Below are 16,273 nucleotides of genomic sequence, written 5' to 3'. Positions count from 1 at the left end.
CGATATGGAAGATCCATTGAGATCAGCAGGTTGCGCCCTCGGGCGCGCCTATTGATTCAATCGGCTCGTCAACTGATTCAGCTGCTGGGATCGTTTGGGAGCAACGGCATTCTTGAAGATGGTGCGATTAAATCGTACCATAATCGGATAGATGGATCAGGAGCGTGCCATGGGTCAGGTCGACAAACGTAGCATCACGCTTTCGCCGGAGCTGGCAGCGGCGGTAGACGATGTCGTGGCCGCCGGCGAATATGCCTCGGCCAGCGAAGTAATCCGTGACGCCCTGCGGCAGTGGAAGGACCGGCGCGACCTGCTCGGCTACACGGTCGAGGAGTTGCGCAAGCTGGTGCAGGAGGGGATCGACAGTGGGCCGGCGGTGGATGGCCCGCCATTCATGGACCGGCTGCGAGCCAAATATCAGAAAATGTCGGAAGGCGCGGGCTCGGAGGAGTGAGATGTCGGCTGCTTCCTCAGGCAATGTCAGATGTCGAAGGCATCGGCGACTACATTGCGGAGCACAGCCCAAAAGCGGCCGCGCGTCTTGTGGATGCCTTGGAGAGGCGATGGACACTCCTCACCTTGCACCCTTTCTCAGGCGCGCCGCGTGATGATATCGCGCCCGGCATTCGTCATCTGATCGCCGGCGAATATCTTACCCTGTACCGCGTCGGCGACGACGCGATCGAGATTGTTCGTGTCTTGCACGGCAGGCGCAATATCGGCGCCGACGACGTCGTCACCTAAGCGGTCAGCTCAACCGCTGATCTTGTCCAGCGATGCCTCGATTGCCTGCCAGAGTTCTTCCACCGGCTCGCAACCGACCGACAGTCGCACGAAGCCGGGCGGAACGGCATCGCCACGTTTGGCCCGCCTCTCGGCCGAGGTGTGGACGCCGCCGAAGGACGTTGCCGCCTGCATCAGGGTGCAGTTGTTGATGAAATCCTCGGCCTTGCCCTCTGAGGCGAGTTCGAAGGAGACGAGAAAACCGAAACGTTCCATCTGGGCGCGGGCGAGGTTGTGCGACGGATCGCCTTCCAATCCGGGATAGCGCAGGCCGCTCACGGCACGATGGTTTTTCAGGCGCTTTGCGATCTCCTCCGCCGAAGAACACATGCGGTCGAAGCGCACATCCAGCGTCTCCAGGCCGCGATGCACCAGCCATGCCTCGAACGGTCCGGGAATGCCGCCCGCCATCTCGCGCCAGCCGGTGACGGCGGCAATGATCTCCGGATTGCGGCTGGCGACATGGCCGAACAACACGTCGGAATGACCGTTGGCCGCCTTGGTGTCGGCGGCAACGACGACGTCGGCGCCAAGATCGAGCGGACGTTGGCCGAACGGCGTCATCGTCGTGTTGTCGACGACGACCGTTGCCCCCGCGCGGTGGGCAGCCTCGGCGACGGCTGTGATGTCGCAGATGTCCAATCGCGGATTTGACGGGGTCTCCGCATAGACAAGGCGGTAGCCGTGGAAGCCGCCGTCGAGAAAGGTCGATGTCGGTCTGAGATCATAGGTGATGCCGAATGGCTTCAGGAAACGCTCGGCCAGCGCGCGCGTGGCGTGATAGCCGTCCGAGGGCAGCAGGACGCGGTCGCCCGATTTCAACAGGCTGAAAAACACCGCCGAGATCGCCGCCATTCCCGAGGGGAAGCCGACGCATGGAGCGTCTTCCAGATGCGCCAGCATATGCTCGACCGCATCCCAAGTGGAGTTGCTGTAGCGGCCGTACTGACTGTAGCCGGCGCCATCGCCCGGATTGTGGAAAATGGCGGCCATGGTCAGCGGCAACGGGATGGGGTCGCCTTTGGCAAGCCCGTCGCGACGCAGATGGGCAAGGGAGGCCGCGCGTGACCTGGCTGTTTCGGACATGGATTTTCTAACCTTGTTGCTGGGCGGAAAGACGGCTGACGCTATGCGCGGTAGCGATGCGCGACAAGCCGCTTCCGGTTGGGCCAAGCCGCTCTAAACGCTTCGTTAGGCTTAATGGACGATAAAGACGGGAGCGTCGTCAAAGCTGCTCTCACCGGTTGTGGCGCGCGCGTTTGTGAAGCCTGATCCCGTTGACGCCCATAGTGCCCCATGATATCCCATTTCGACACCAAAGCCTTCGTTCCGCGTCAGGGTAAAGCGTACGCCAATCGGGCAGCCGCGGCGGCTGTGCGTTTGCAGGGTTTTGCCGTTGGGACCGAAGCAGATTTTCGGCAGGGGACGCGCCTCACTGGCGCGGACGAAAACATGGAGAGGGGTGCGGCGGCGGAAGCGGCTGTAGAGTGTCATGGACCGGTTTCTGTCAAGCGCGGTGAACAGGATCGATGCGAAGGGGCGGGTCTCCGTTCCGGCGCATTTCCGCGCGATCGTGCAGAAACGCGGCTATTCGGAGCTCTACGCGCTGCGCGGCCTGGATGTCCCGGCGATGGATGTCGGAGGGCTCGACCTGCTCGACCGCTACGAGCAGCGCATCGCGCTGGAGGATCCTTTCCTGCAGACGGCGGACGACATGTCGTTCTTCTGCCATGGCGACGGGACGTTCCTGAAACTCGATCAGGACGGCCGCATCACGATGAGCGATTTCATCCGCGAGCATACGGGCATCTCGAGCGAAGTGGCTTTCGTCGGCCGCGGCAATTTCTTTCAAGTTTGGGAACCCGGGCGGCTTGCCGCCTACGGGGCGCAGGCGCGGGCCCGGCTTTTGCAGCTTCGGCAGGGGACGAAGCCTGGGGAGCGACCGGAATGATGGCGGATCACGGCGATGATATCAGCGCCGTTGGCGGATCGGTCCGTCACATTCCGGTCCTCCTTGCCGAAGTGCTGGAAGCGCTGTCGCCCAAAGCTGGCGATGTGATCGTCGACGGTACCTTCGGCGCCGGCGGCTATACCAAAGCGATCCTGGCGAGCGGCGCCTCCGTTGTCGCCATCGATCGCGATCCGGACGCCATTGCCGCGGGACGCAGCCTGGAGCAGCAATCCGGCGGCAGGCTGAGGCTGGTTCAGGCGCCGTTCTCGACGCTGGACGAACAGGTCGAAAGCGCCAACGGCGTGGTGCTCGACATCGGCATTTCCTCCATGCAGGTCGACCAGGCCGAGCGCGGCTTTTCGTTCCGCGCCGACGGGCCGCTCGACATGCGCATGGCACAGGCGGGCTTGAGCGCCGCCGATGTCGTCAATTCGTTCAAGACGGGCGATCTTGCCCGCATTTTCGGTTTCCTTGGCGAAGAGCGCAACGCCGGCCGCATCGCCCGCATGATCGAGAGCCGCCGCGAAAAACGCCCGTTCGAGCGTACGCTCGATCTCGCCGGCGCCATCGAGACGCATATCGGCCGCGCGCCGAAGGACAAGATCCATCCGGCCACCCGCGTCTTCCAGGCGCTGCGCATCTTCGTCAATGATGAGCTTGGTGAACTCGCCAGGGCGCTGGTGGCGTCCGAGCGCGTGCTGAAACCCGGCGGGCGGCTCGCCGTGGTGACGTTCCATTCGCTGGAAGACCGCATCGTCAAGCGCTTCATCGCCGACCGCGCCGACGCGGTGACCGGCTCGCGCCATATGCCCGAGGCGCATGCGCGCAGCGCCACCTTCCGCAAGGCCGGTGGCGGCGTCACGCCCGGCGACGCCGAAATAGCAGCCAATCCACGCGCACGCTCGGCCAGGCTGCGCGCTGCAATCCGCACCGAGGCGCCGGCGCGCGCCGGCGATCTTTCGATTTTCGGCCTTCCAAAGCTTCCCGGCATCCAGGCGCCGCGAGAGAGGTGAACAATTGTTTCGAACCAGCGACATAGTCCTGATCGCCGTCATGGTCTCGGCCGCGGCCCTGACCTACAAGGCCAAGCGCGAGGCCGAGGAACAACTGGCCTCGGTGCAAAAGATTGAGGCGCAGATCCGCTATGAGGAGGACACGATCGACCTGCTCAAGGCCGACTGGAGCCTGCTGACCCAGCCGTCGCGCCTGCAGAAGCTGGCTGAAACCTACAAATCGCAGCTCGCACTCGAGCCGGTCAATGCTCGGCAGATCGTCGGGATCGACGACCTGCCGGCAAAACCGCTCAACATCGAGGACCTGTCGTCGCAGCGGCTCGGCGGCATGGCCGATAATTCCGGCAAAGGACCATCTGGCAAGGATCCCATGGCGACCGGAGCCATCGTGCAATGACCGTCGGGTTTCCAATGAGCGTCAAGCTTCCGAAGATCGGTGGGTTGCTAAAGCGGCGCGCAAGGACCGGCGAGGACGGCTCGATCGTCGTCGAAGGCGCGCGCAAGGCGACCGGCGGCAAGGCCAAGACCCGCATCATCATGACGATGGCGGTGTTCTTCGGCATCTATTCCACCATCGCCGGACGGCTGGTCTATCTCGGTTTCCAGAACCCCGACATGTCGAACGGGCCGCAGAGCCGGGTGACGGCATCGCGGCCTGACATTGTCGACCGCAACGGCGAGGTGCTGGCGACCGACATCAAGACGGCGTCGTTGTTTGCCGAGCCGCGCCGCATCGTCGATGCCGACGAGGCGATCGAAAAGCTGTCGACCATTCTGCCCGATATCGACCCCGAGCAGACCTACCACAAGCTGAAGAGCGGCGCCGGCTTCGTCTGGCTGCAGCGGCAGCTGACGCCCAAGCAGCAAGCCGACATCATGCAGCTCGGTATTCCAGGCATCGGCTTTCGCACCGAAAAGCGCCGCTTCTATCCGGCCGGCGTGACGTCATCCTACATTGTCGGCCTCACCAACATCGACAATCAGGGCATCTCCGGCATGGAGAAATACATCGACGAGCAGGGCTTAAGCGACTTGCAGGCCTCTGGCCTTGCGGTGGCGAAGGACCTGAAGCCGGTGCAGCTTTCGATCGATCTGCGCGTCCAGCATGTGGTGCGCGACGAGATCGCCGCCGGCCTCGAACGCTATCGCGCCATGGGCGCCGGCGCCGTTGTGCTCAATATCAAGACCGGTGAAGTGGTGGCCATGGCCTCGGTGCCGGATTTCGATCCGAACAATCCCTTTAATGCGCAGGACAAGGACCGGCTGAACCGCATGTCCGCCGGCCTCTACGAGATGGGCTCGACCTTCAAGAGCTTTACCTCGGCGATGGCGCTCGATTCCGGCAAGGCTAACATGAACAGCCGTTTCGACGCGTCGCATCCGATCCGTGTCGGCCATCAGGCCATCCACGATTTTCATGGCAAGAACCGCGTGCTGTCGCTGCCGGAAGTGTTCCTCTATTCCTCCAACATCGGATCGGCCCGCGAGGCCGAGCTGGTCGGCATCGAGGGGCACCGCGAATTCCTGCATCGCCTCGGCCTTTTGGACAGGATGCAGACCGAACTGCCCGAGGTCGCACGCCCGACCGAGCCCAAGGTCTGGAAACAGGTCAACTCGTTCACCATCGCCTTCGGCCATGGCGTGTCGACGACACCGCTGCAGGCCGCGGTCGGCTGCGCGGCACTGATGCAGGGCTACCTGATCCAGCCGACATTCCTGGTCCGCAGCCAGCAGGAAGCCATGGCGGTGGCCAAGAGAGTGGTCAGCGAAAAGACCGTGGAGGGCATGCGCTACCTCTACACGCTCAATGCCGAGAAGGGCTCGGCCAGAAACGCCAGGGCCCCTGGCTACCGCGTTGGTGGCAAGACTGGAACGGCCGAGAAAGTCATCAATGGCCGCTACTCGAAGGAACTGAATTTCAACACCTTCGTCGCCGCTTTCCCGATGGACGATCCGCAATATCTGGTGTTTACGATTGCCGACGCTCCGCACCCGGAAAAGCCCGGGATGACCGACGTTGCCGCCAACAATGCGGGGGTTATGGCCGGCAATATCATCCGGCGGGCAGCGGCCATGCTTGGCGTGAAGCCAGATTTCAGCCATGAAAATGGTGCAACGCTGGTTTCCTATCAGTGATTCTTAGGGCGCGCCGGCAACTGCGCGCTATTTTGTTGCGATGAACGGGGTTCGATGCACCTGAAAGATTTAGCCGGTATCCTGCCTGTCGAGGGAACAGCGTCCCGCGATCTGGAGGTAACCGGGATTTCGTCGGATTCCCGCCAGGTCAAACCCGGCGTCGTCTTTTTTGCGCTTGCCGGCAGCAAGGCGGACGGCGCCGCCTATGCCGCCGATGCGGCAAAACGCGGCGCGGCGGCGGTTGTCGTGGGTAAGGCCAGCGCGATTGCCGGTCTGTCCGTCCCGGTTCTCAGCGTCGCGGACCCACGCCTGGCGCTGGCGCTGAGCGCCGCGCGCTTCTTTGGCAGGCAGCCTGAAACCATGGTCGCGGTGACCGGCACCGCGGGCAAGACGTCGGTCGCTGCCTTCACCAGGCAGATCTGGGAGCAGGCCGGCTTTGCCGCCGCTTCGATCGGCACCACCGGCGTGGTGGCGCCCGGTCGCAACGAATATGGATCGCTGACCACGCCCGATCCGGTGGCTTTGCATCAACTGCTCAAGGAATTGGCTGAGGCCGGCGTCACCCATGCCTCGATGGAAGCCTCCAGCCATGGTCTCGACCAGCGCCGTCTCGATGGCGTCAAGCTCGCCGCCGGTGGTTTCACCAATCTCGGCCGCGACCATATGGACTACCATCCGACGGTCGAGGGCTATCACCGCGCAAAATTGCGCCTGTTCGACACACTGCTGTCGAAAGGCGCGCCGGCCATCATCTTCGCCGACGATCCGTGGTCTGCGCCGACGGTCAAGGCAGCGCAGGCGGCCGGGCTCAAAGTGCTGACGGTCGGCCGCCACGGCGATTTCCTCAAGCTGAAGCGGGTCGAGCACGAGCGCCACCGCCAGCGCGCCGAGGTCGAAGCCGATGGCGTGCTCTACGAGATCGACCTGCCGCTCGCCGGCGACTTCCAGATCGCCAACGCCCTGGTTTCGGCCGGTCTGGCGATTTCCACTGGAACACCAGTCGCCAAGGCCTTGATGGCATTGGAGAAACTCCAGGGGGCGCCAGGCCGGCTCGACCTTGTCGGCGCGACCGCCAATGGCGCGCCGGTCTATGTCGACTATGCCCACAAGCCGGACGCACTGGAAAATGTGCTGGCCGCTGTGCGCCCGTTCACCACCGGCCGCGTCATTGTCGTGTTCGGCTGCGGCGGCGACCGCGACCGGGGAAAAAGGCCGATCATGGGCGAGATCGCCACACGGCTTGCCGATGTCGTCATCGTCACCGATGACAATCCGCGTTCGGAAGTGCCCGAAACCATCCGCGCCGCAATCCTGGCGGCTGCGCCCGGCGCCATCGAGATCGGCGACCGCCGCAAGGCGATCCACGAGGCGGTCGCCATGCTTAAGGCCGGCGACACGCTGATCGTTGCCGGCAAAGGCCATGAAGAGGGCCAGACCATCGGCGCCGAGACATTTCCTTTCTCAGACCATGAGGAAGTCCGCTCGGCGTTGCGGGAGCGGGCCGCATGAGCGTGCTCTGGACTGCCGATGCGCTGGTTGACGCCATGGGCGGACGGCCGCTCGGGCCAATGCCGGAGGGCATATCGGGGATCTCGATCGACAGCCGCAGCCTGCAGCCGGGCGACGCCTTCTTCGCCATCAAAGGCGAGGCGATGGACGGCCATGATTTCGCGACCGCGGCGATCAAGGCCGGCGCCGGCGTTCTGGTTGTCGCCGAAGGCAAACTGCCATCGCTCGGGCGGCTGACGGCGCCGATGATCGTCGTGCAGGATGTGCTGGCTGCACTCGAAAAACTTGGCGTCGCCGCGCGCGAGCGTTCCAAGGCGAAAATCATCGCGGTGACCGGCTCTGCCGGCAAGACCACGACCAAGGAAGCGCTGCGCCATGTGCTGTCGGCCGTCGGCAAGGTGCATGCCTCGGCGCAATCGTTCAACAATCATTGGGGTGTGCCGCTGACGCTGGCGCGCATGCCGGACGATTGCGACTATGCGGTGTTCGAGATCGGCATGAACCATCCCGGCGAGATCCGGCCGCTGGTCAAGATGGTCCGGCCGCATGTCGCCATCGTCACGCTGATCGCCGCCGCACATCTCGGCTTCTTCAAAAATCTCGACGAGATCGCCAAGGCCAAGGCAGAGATTTTTGAAGGCATCGAGCCCGGCGGTGCTGCCTTGCTCAACCGCGACGATGGGCGCTGGAAGCTGCTCGACAAAATGGCGCGTGCCGCTGGCGTCGAACACGTCTTCGGCTTCGGCGAAAACGCCCGCTCGACCTACAAGCTCACCAAATGCCAGCTGCATGCCGATCATTCCGACATCACCGCCAGAATCGGCGGTCAGGACATCGTCGCCCGCATCGGCGCGCCCGGCCGCCACATGGTGCAGAATGTGCTCGCGGTTCTCGGCGCGGCGCATCTGGTTGAAGCCGACATCGGCAAGGTGGCGGAGGCGCTGGCCGATCTCTCTGCCGAGCGCGGCCGCGGCAAGCGCCACGTGCTGCGCCATCCCAGGGGACCGATCACGCTGATCGACGAGAGCTACAACGCCAATCCGGCGTCGATGAGTGCCGCCATGGCGCTGCTCAACGCGACGCCAGTGTCGGGCGAGGGCCGCCGGATCGCCGTACTCGGCGACATGCTCGAACTCGGCGAACATTCGGCAAAGCTGCATGCAGCCCTTGCCGATCTGATCGTCGGTACCGAAACACGCAAAGTCTTTCTCGGCGGCCCGGAGATGCGGGCGCTGGCTGATATCCTGCCCGACGAGATCGAAGCGGACTACCGCGCCGGCGCCGAGGATCTGAAGCCGGTATTGCTGTCGGCGCTGAAGCCGGGCGACGTGGTGATGATCAAATCGTCGAAAGGCATCGGTTTTTCAAAACTGGTCGATGCCTTGCTCGGCAAATTTCCGGCTGAAGCCGCAGGCACGAAACAGAACTAGTCCGGGGGACGGAATCGCATGTTTACATTGCTCGTCGATTTTGCGGACAAGATCTCGGTCTTCAATGTCTTCCGCTACATAACCTTCCGCACCGGCGGCGCGCTGATCACCTCGGCGCTGATCGTTTTCATCTTCGGGCCGACCATCATCAATTCGCTGAGGCTCAGGCAAGGCAAGGGCCAGCCGATCCGCGCCGACGGGCCGCAGACGCATTTCAAGAAGGCCGGCACGCCGACCATGGGCGGGCTGATGATCCTGTGCGGCATCATTGGCTCGTCGCTTCTGTGGGCGAACCTCTCCAGCATCTATGTCTGGGTGGTGCTTCTGGTGACGCTGGGCTTCGGCTCGATCGGCTTCTACGACGACTATCTCAAGGTGACGAAGCAGTCGCATCTCGGCTTTTCCGGCAAGGCGCGGCTGGCGCTGGAATTCGTCATCGCAGGCATCGCTGCCTGGGTGATCATGCATAATGGCCAGGCGCCGTTCTCGTCGTCGCTGACCTTCCCCTTCGCCAAGGAATTCATCGTCAATCTCGGCTGGTTCTTCGTGCCGTTCTCCTGCTTCGTCATTGTCGGCGCCGGCAATGCGGTGAATTTGACCGACGGCCTCGACGGGCTGGCGATCGTGCCGATCATGATCGCGGCGGCGTCCTTCGGCGTCATCGCCTACCTCTCCGGCAATGCGGTGTTCGCCGAATATCTTCAGATTCATTTCGTGCCCGGCACCGGTGAACTGGCCGTTGTGCTCGGCGCCGTCATCGGCGCCGGCCTCGGCTTCCTCTGGTTCAACGCGCCGCCGGCGGCGATCTTCATGGGCGACACCGGTTCGCTGGCCATGGGCGGCCTGATCGGCACGGTTGCGGTCGCCACCAAGCATGAGATCGTGCTGGTCATTGTCGGCGGATTGTTTGTCGTGGAAATCCTGTCGGTCATCATTCAGGTCGGTTACTTCAAGATGACCGGCAAGCGTGTCTTCCTGATGGCGCCGATCCACCATCATTTCGAAAAGCTCGGCTGGACCGAAAGCCAGGTGGTGATCCGCTTCTGGATCATCGCCGTCATCCTGGCGCTGGTCGGCCTGTCGACCCTCAAGCTGAGATAGGAGCCCGCTTGATCCCCGCCGCATCCTTTTCGGGCAAACGCGTTTCGCTCTTCGGGCTCGGTGGCTCGGGGATCGCCACGGCGCGCGCGCTGATCGAGGGCGGGGCCGACGTTCTGGGCTGGGACGACAATCCCGACAGCGTCGCCAAGGCCGCCGGCCAGGGCATTGCTACCGCCGATCTGCGCGGCGCCGATTGGGCGAAATTCTCGGCCTTCGTGCTGTCGCCCGGCGTACCGCTGACCCATCCCAAGCCGCACTGGACGGTGGAACTGGCGCGCGGCGCCGGCGTCGAGGCGATTGGCGACATCGAGCTGTTCTGCCGCGAGCGGATCGCGCGCGCGCCCACAGCACCCTTCATCGCCATCACCGGCACCAACGGCAAGTCGACGACCACGGCGCTGACTGCGCATATCCTGAAATCGGCAGACCGCGACACGCAGATGGGCGGCAATATCGGCCGTGCCATCATGACGCTCGATCCGCCGCAGGCGGACCGGCACTATGTCGTCGAATGCTCGTCCTACCAGATCGATCTGGCGCCCTCGATCAATCCGACGGCCGGCATCCTGCTCAATCTGACGCCCGATCATCTCGACCGCCATGGCACCATGCAGCACTACGCTTCGATCAAGGAGCGGCTGGTCGCCGGCAGCGAGACCGCCATCGTCGGCGTCGACGATTCCTGGTGCGCGCAGATCGCCGACCGGCTGGAGCGGGCGGGCAGGCAGGTGATCCGCATCTCCAAGCGGCTGCCGCTGACCGATGGCTATTTCGCCGACGGCTCCAATCTGATGGAAGCCGTGCATGGCCGCTACAGCCGTGTCGCCTTCCTCGAAGGCATCGGTTCTCTGCGCGGCCAGCACAATGCGCAGAATGCGCTTGCCGCGGTGGCCTCCTGCCTCAAGGTGGGCTTAAGCCTCGGCGAGATACAGGCGGGGCTCGAGAGCTTCCCGGGCCTCGCGCATCGCATGGAGCAGGTCGGCCGCAAGGACCATGTGCTGTTCGTCAACGATTCCAAGGCGACCAATGCCGATGCGGCGGCACCGGCGCTGTCGAGTTTTCCGCGCATCTACTGGATCGCCGGCGGGCTGCCCAAGGAAGGCGGTATCGAGCCGCTGCGCGGTTTCTTCCCGCGTATCGCCAAGGCCTATCTGATCGGCGAGGCGGCGCCTGCTTTTTCGGCGACGCTGGGCGAAGCCGTGCCTTATGAAATCTCGGGTACGCTGGCCGCCGCGGTCGACCATGCCGCGAACGACGCGGCCAAGGATGACAGCGGCGAGGTGGTGGTGTTGCTGTCGCCGGCCTGTGCCAGTTTCGACCAGTTCAAGAATTTCGAAGTTCGCGGCGAAGCCTTCAGGCAAGCTGCGAATGCTATCGAGGGCGTGAAACCCATCGGAGGGGCACGATAATGCAAAGCCGTCTCGACAAAAGCCCGGTTGCAACCTGGTGGTGGACGATCGATCGCTGGTTCCTGGCGTCATTCCTGTCGCTGATGGGCTTAGGCATCGTGCTCTCCTTCGCGGCAAGCCCGGCGGTGGCCGAACGCATCGGCCTCGACAGTTTCCACTTTGCCACCAGGCAGATCATCTTCACCGTGCCGGCGCTCGGCGTGATGCTGGCTGTCTCATTCCTGGAATCGCGGCAGATTCGGCGCATGGCGTTGGTCATCCTGTGCATCATGCTGGTGCTGATGGTGGCGGTGCTCTACATCGGCGTCGAAGTGAAGGGCGCGCGGCGCTGGGTGTCGTTTGTCGGCATGTCGATCCAGCCGTCGGAATTCTTGAAGCCTGCCTTTGTCATCGTCTGCGCGTGGCTGTTCGCCGAACACAAGCGCCAGCCTGACATCCCAGGCAATTTGTTCGCGATGCTGCTTTTGATCCTGGTCATCTCGCTTTTGGTGGCGCAGCCCGATCTTGGCCAGACCATGCTGGTGACCGGCACCTGGGGCGTCATGTTCTTCATGGCCGGCCTGCCATGGCTGTGGATCATCGCGCTTGGCGCCACCGGCGCCAGCGGCCTGTTTGCCGCCTATACCGTGTTCCCGCACGTCGCCGCCCGCATCGACAAGTTCCTGACCGGCGAAGGCGACACGTTCCAGGTCGATATGGGCCGTGAGGCGCTGATCAACGGCCACTGGTTCGGCGTCGGGCCGGGTGAGGGCACGGTCAAGCGCGTCATCCCCGACGCGCATGCCGATTTCGTGTTTTCGGTCGCCGGCGAAGAGTTCGGGCTGATCATGTGCTTCTTCATCATGTCGATCTTCGCCTTCATCGTGCTGCGCGGCCTCAACACGGCGCTCAAGGAGCATGACGATTTCACCCGCTATGCCGTCGGCGGCCTTGTCACCGTGTTCGGCCTGCAGTCGGTCATCAACATGTGCGTCAATCTGCAGCTGATGCCGGCCAAGGGCATGACGCTGCCGTTCATCTCCTATGGCGGCTCCTCGCAGATCGCCATTGCCATCTCGATGGGCATGGTGCTGGCGCTGACGCGCAAGCGACCGGAAAAACGCAAGCAGATGGGCTTTGCCCTGTCGCAGCGCGCTTTGCCGGCGGAGTGATATGGCGCGCGGTGTCATTCTTCTCGCGGCGGGCGGAACCGGCGGGCATCTGTTTCCGGCCGAGGCGCTGGCGCATGAGCTGATTGAGCGCGGCTGGAGTGTGCATCTGGCAACCGACGACCGCGCCGAGCGGTTTGCCGGCCACTTCCCGGCCGCCGCCATCCATCCGATCCAGTCGGCGACCATGGGCTCGAAAAACCCTGTCGCTCTGCTTGGCGCGTTCTGGAAGATTTGGCGCGGCGTGCGCCAGGCCTCCGCTGTCATCGGCAGGATCAAACCTGACGCGGTCGTCGGCTTCGGCGGTTATCCGACCCTGCCGCCGCTTTATGCGGCGACACGGCGCAAGGTGCCGACGCTGATCCACGAACAGAATGCGGTGATGGGCCTCGCCAACCGGGCGCTGTCCGGCCGTGTCGACGCCATTGCCGGCGGCTTCCTGCCCGAAGACGAAAGTGCTGCCGGCGCCAAGACGGTGATAACAGGCAATCCGGTCAGGCCGCCGATTTTGGAAGCAGCGAAGACGCCCTACACGGCCTCCGCCGGGGAAGAGCCGTTTCGGCTCTTGGTGTTCGGCGGCAGCCAGGGCGCGCAGTTCTTTTCCGATGCCATGCCGGCGGCGGTCGCACTTTTGCCGGATGCGCAGCGCAAGCGGCTGGTGATCACCCAGCAGGCCCGCGCCGACGACGTGGCGCGGGTGAAGGCTGGCTATGCGGCACTTGGCCTCCATGTTGAGGTGTCGCCCTTCTTCACCGATATGGCACAGCGCATGGCGGCGGCGCATCTGGTGATCTCGCGCTCGGGCGCTTCGACGGTCTCCGAGATTGCTGTCATTGGCCGGCCGGCGCTGCTGGTGCCTTATCCCCATGCGTTGGACCATGACCAGGCGGCGAATGCAGCCGCTCTTGCCGCAGCCGGCGGCGGCGAGGTGCATCCGCAATCGTCGCTGTCGCCCGAGCGCATCGCGGCGCTTGTTGGCGGGCTGATGGACAATCCCGAGCGGCTGGCGGCCATGGCTGCCGGCGCAAAGTCAGCCGGCCGGCCGGACGCGGCACGGTTGCTCGCCGATCTCACAGAGGCTATTGCGTCCAGAAAAACCGTATCGGATTTCAGGAAAGGGACGCATTGATGAAGATGCCGCAGACCATCGGCCTTGTGCATTTCATCGGCATTGGCGGCATCGGCATGAGCGGCATTGCCGAGGTGCTGCATAATCTCGGCTACAAGGTGCAGGGCTCCGACCAGGCCGACAGCGCCAATGTGCAGCGGCTGCGCGACAAGGGCATCGAATGCTTCGTCGGCCACAAGGCCGAGAATATCGGCGCCGCCGAAGTGGTGGTGGTGTCGACGGCGATCAAGAAGACCAATCCCGAGCTGAAGGCCGCGCGCGAGAAGCTTTTGCCGATCGTGCGCCGCGCCGAGATGCTGGCCGAGTTGATGCGCTTTCGCCAGGCCGTCGCCATCGGCGGCACGCACGGCAAGACGACGACCACCTCGATGGTGGCGACGCTGCTCGATGCCGGCGGGCTCGACCCGACCGTGATCAATGGCGGGATCATCAATGCCTATGGCACCAATGCCCGCATGGGCGATGGCGAATGGATGGTGGTCGAAGCCGACGAGAGCGACGGCACCTTCCTCAAGCTGCCGGCCGAAATTGCCGTCGTCACCAACATCGATCCCGAGCATCTCGACCACTATGGCAGCTTCGACAAGGTGCGCGAGGCCTTTCGCCAGTTCGTCGAGAACGTGCCATTCTACGGCTTTGGTGTGATGTGCACCGACCACCCGGAAGTTCAGGCGCTGGTCAGCCGCATCGAGGACCGCCGCGTCATCACCTATGGCGAGAACGCGCAGGCTGATGTGCGCTTCACCAACCACCGTATGGCCGGTGCTGCCTCCGAGTTCGACGTGGTGATCCGCGACCGCAAGACCGGCAGCCAGACGACGATATCGGACCTGCGCCTGCCGATGCCCGGCCGCCACAATGTCTCCAACGCGACTGCCGCGATTGCGGTTGCGCATGAGCTCGGCCTGTCGGCCGAGGCGATCAAGAAGGGGTTGTCGTCCTTCGCCGGCGTCAAGCGGCGCTTCACCCATACCGGCTCGTGGAACGGCGTCGAGATCTTCGACGATTATGGTCATCACCCGGTCGAGATCACGGCGGTGCTGAAGGCGGCGCGCAGCGCCACCAAGGGCCGCGTCATTGCCATTGCGCAGCCGCACCGCTTCACGCGCCTGCACGATCTGTTCGACGAATTCTCGGTCTGCTTCAACGATGCCGACACGGTGATGGTGGCCCCGGTCTATGCAGCGGGCGAAGAGCCGATCGACGGCGTGAGTTCGGAGGCGTTGGTGTCGCGCATCCGCTCCGGCGGTCACCGCGATGCGCGATATATCGACAGTGCCGCTGCCATCGCCCCCACCATCCGCGAACTGGCCAAGTCCGGCGACTTCGTTGTCTTCCTCGGCGCCGGTAACATCACCCAATGGGCCTATGCGCTGCCCAGGGAACTTGGCGGTGCGGTCTCATGATGCGCGGCCAGGATCTGATCGACAGACTTGGCGACCGACTTGCCGGCCTGCGTGGTCGCATCACGCCCAATGCCGAGATGGACAAGATCACCTGGTTCCGCGCCGGAGGGCTGGCCGAGGTGCTGTTCCAGCCGGCCGACGAGGAAGACCTCGCCGCCTTCCTGCGCGCCGTGCCGGAGGAGATCCCGCTCACCGTCGTCGGCGTCGGCTCTAACCTCCTGGTGCGCGACGGCGGTATTCCGGGTTTCGTCATCAGGCTTTCGGCCAAGGGTTTTGGCGAAGCCGAGGTCATATCGCCGACCGGCATCAAGGCGGGTGCTGCGACGCCCGACAAACGCGTTGCGGCCGTCGCCTATGAGGCCGGCATTGGCGGCTTTCATTTCTATCACGGCATTCCCGGCGCCATCGGTGGCGCGCTGAGAATGAATGCCGGCGCCAATGGCGTTGAGACACGAGAGCGGGTCGTGGAGGTGCGGGCGCTCGACCGCAAGGGCAATCTGCACACGCTGAGCAATGAAGACATGGGCTATGCCTATCGTCACTCGGCAGCACCTGCCGGGCTGATCTTCACCTCCGCCATTTTCGAAGGCGTGCCGGAAGACAAGGCGGCGATCAAGGCGGCCATGGACGCCGTCCAGACGCATCGCGAGACGGTGCAGCCGATCCGCGAGAAGACTGGCGGCTCGACCTTCAAGAATCCGGAGGGCACCTCGGCCTGGAAGGAGATCGACAAGGCCGGCTGCCGCGGGCTGATGATCGGCGGCGCGCAGATGTCGCCGATGCACTGCAACTTCATGATCAACACCGGAACCGCGACCGGCTACGACCTCGAATATCTCGGCGAGACGGTGCGCGCCCGGGTGCTTGTAAATTCCGGCATAAGGCTGCAGTGGGAAATCAAGCGCCTCGGCAATTTCCGCCCCGGCCACGCCGTTCAGGAATTCCTCGGGCAACTCCTGTAGGCCATTAGCCCAAGCTGAAGTTCATGTGATGCTCGAACTTCAAACGGTCTGAAACAACAGCGCGACCGTTGCCCGAAAGACTCAACCGCACGCTTTTTGCCGCCGTTTTCGCGGAAAGTGAATCTGTCGGAATCATAAGCACTTGCCAGCGAATCAACTCTCTGATTCTCTGCCCTAAAGCGTTTCCTGATTTGAGTCGTTCGACGCGTCGACCGCGTTTTCCGTCTGGGGGGCAACCTGCCGGGAGACTCGGACTCCATCTGGTCGCTGAATGCGTGGTTGCGGGCCCGCCGTGA

16 protein-coding genes are annotated in these 16,273 nt (G+C 63.8%); 14 read left to right on the top strand and 2 right to left on the bottom strand.

Annotated elements, in window-relative coordinates:
• Window positions 1-169: 169 nt before the first annotated feature.
• A complete protein-coding gene (locus tag AC1D1N_RS09010) occupies window positions 170-454 on the top strand; it encodes a type II toxin-antitoxin system ParD family antitoxin (RefSeq protein WP_436260635.1) in 285 nt (94 codons plus the stop codon).
• Window positions 451-744, top strand: a complete 294-nt coding sequence (locus AC1D1N_RS09005) for a type II toxin-antitoxin system RelE/ParE family toxin (RefSeq protein ID WP_477347998.1) — start codon at window positions 451-453, stop codon at window positions 742-744. The genes AC1D1N_RS09010 and AC1D1N_RS09005 overlap by 4 nt, the downstream gene beginning before the upstream one ends.
• Before the next feature lie 9 nt (window positions 745-753).
• Here the strand turns inward: AC1D1N_RS09005 and AC1D1N_RS09000 are convergent, their stop codons facing one another.
• Together AC1D1N_RS09000 and AC1D1N_RS08995 are read right to left on the bottom strand one after the other, a co-directional pair.
• Window positions 754-1,869 carry a cystathionine gamma-lyase gene (locus AC1D1N_RS09000; RefSeq protein WP_477347996.1) on the bottom strand — a complete coding sequence of 372 codons (1,116 nt, stop codon included), beginning with the start codon at window positions 1,867-1,869 and terminating at the stop codon, window positions 754-756.
• 111 nt (window positions 1,870-1,980) lie between these two features.
• Complete coding sequence (locus tag AC1D1N_RS08995; protein ID WP_203278694.1) at window positions 1,981-2,277, bottom strand: hypothetical protein; 297 nt, start codon at window positions 2,275-2,277, stop codon at window positions 1,981-1,983.
• On the opposite strand from AC1D1N_RS08995, the gene mraZ reads away from it, so the two are divergent.
• Genes mraZ through murB form a run of 12 tightly spaced genes read left to right on the top strand, consistent with a single transcriptional unit; the run spans window position 2,276 to window position 15,977 of the window.
• Entirely contained in the window at window positions 2,276-2,734 is a 459-nt protein-coding gene (mraZ, locus tag AC1D1N_RS08990; RefSeq protein WP_477347994.1) for a division/cell wall cluster transcriptional repressor MraZ, read from the top strand. The two genes, AC1D1N_RS08995 and mraZ, sit on opposite strands and share 2 nt — an antisense overlap.
• Window positions 2,731-3,747, top strand: coding sequence for a 16S rRNA (cytosine(1402)-N(4))-methyltransferase RsmH (gene rsmH, locus AC1D1N_RS08985; RefSeq protein WP_477347992.1), 1,017 nt, complete (start codon window positions 2,731-2,733; stop codon window positions 3,745-3,747). The genes mraZ and rsmH overlap by 4 nt, the downstream gene beginning before the upstream one ends.
• Window positions 3,748-3,751: 4 nt before the next feature.
• Window positions 3,752-4,144: a cell division protein FtsL gene (ftsL, locus tag AC1D1N_RS08980; RefSeq protein WP_477347990.1), complete on the top strand. Its 393-nt coding sequence runs from the start codon at window positions 3,752-3,754 to the stop codon at window positions 4,142-4,144.
• A gap of 14 nt (window positions 4,145-4,158) precedes the next feature.
• A complete protein-coding gene (locus AC1D1N_RS08975; RefSeq protein WP_112560379.1) occupies window positions 4,159-5,883 on the top strand; it encodes a peptidoglycan D,D-transpeptidase FtsI family protein in 1,725 nt (574 codons plus the stop codon).
• Between the two features lie 54 nt (window positions 5,884-5,937).
• Window positions 5,938-7,392 carry a UDP-N-acetylmuramoyl-L-alanyl-D-glutamate--2,6-diaminopimelate ligase gene (locus AC1D1N_RS08970; RefSeq protein WP_477347988.1) on the top strand — a complete coding sequence of 485 codons (1,455 nt, stop codon included), beginning with the start codon at window positions 5,938-5,940 and terminating at the stop codon, window positions 7,390-7,392.
• The gene (locus AC1D1N_RS08965; RefSeq protein ID WP_477347986.1) at window positions 7,389-8,822 is read left to right on the top strand and encodes a UDP-N-acetylmuramoylalanyl-D-glutamyl-2,6-diaminopimelate--D-alanyl-D-alanine ligase; all 1,434 of its coding nucleotides are present in this window, start codon (window positions 7,389-7,391) and stop codon (window positions 8,820-8,822) included. Before AC1D1N_RS08970 ends, AC1D1N_RS08965 begins: the two co-directional genes overlap by 4 nt.
• A gap of 18 nt (window positions 8,823-8,840) precedes the next feature.
• Window positions 8,841-9,923 carry a phospho-N-acetylmuramoyl-pentapeptide-transferase gene (gene mraY, locus AC1D1N_RS08960; RefSeq protein WP_112560382.1) on the top strand — a complete coding sequence of 361 codons (1,083 nt, stop codon included), beginning with the start codon at window positions 8,841-8,843 and terminating at the stop codon, window positions 9,921-9,923.
• Window positions 9,924-9,931: 8 nt separating this feature from the next.
• Window positions 9,932-11,332 carry a UDP-N-acetylmuramoyl-L-alanine--D-glutamate ligase gene (gene murD, locus AC1D1N_RS08955; RefSeq protein WP_436260627.1) on the top strand — a complete coding sequence of 467 codons (1,401 nt, stop codon included), beginning with the start codon at window positions 9,932-9,934 and terminating at the stop codon, window positions 11,330-11,332.
• On the top strand, window positions 11,332-12,483 hold the full coding sequence (ftsW, locus tag AC1D1N_RS08950; RefSeq protein ID WP_477347984.1) for a putative lipid II flippase FtsW: 1,152 nt from the start codon (window positions 11,332-11,334) through the stop codon (window positions 12,481-12,483). Before murD ends, ftsW begins: the two co-directional genes overlap by 1 nt.
• A 1-nt stretch (window position 12,484) precedes the next feature.
• Window positions 12,485-13,609, top strand: a complete 1,125-nt coding sequence (gene murG / locus AC1D1N_RS08945) for an undecaprenyldiphospho-muramoylpentapeptide beta-N-acetylglucosaminyltransferase (RefSeq protein WP_477347982.1) — start codon at window positions 12,485-12,487, stop codon at window positions 13,607-13,609.
• Window positions 13,609-15,015 carry a UDP-N-acetylmuramate--L-alanine ligase gene (gene murC / locus AC1D1N_RS08940; protein ID WP_352559062.1) on the top strand — a complete coding sequence of 469 codons (1,407 nt, stop codon included), beginning with the start codon at window positions 13,609-13,611 and terminating at the stop codon, window positions 15,013-15,015. The genes murG and murC overlap by 1 nt, the downstream gene beginning before the upstream one ends.
• Entirely contained in the window at window positions 15,012-15,977 is a 966-nt protein-coding gene (gene murB / locus AC1D1N_RS08935) for a UDP-N-acetylmuramate dehydrogenase (protein ID WP_436260624.1), read from the top strand. Before murC ends, murB begins: the two co-directional genes overlap by 4 nt.
• The last annotated feature ends 296 nt before the right edge of the window (window positions 15,978-16,273 follow it).

It is taken from the genome of Mesorhizobium sp. P2_B5 (genome assembly GCF_056404775.1).
The sequence above is the reverse complement of the archived record's forward strand: the minus strand, read 5'-3'. Positions and strand labels throughout refer to the sequence as shown.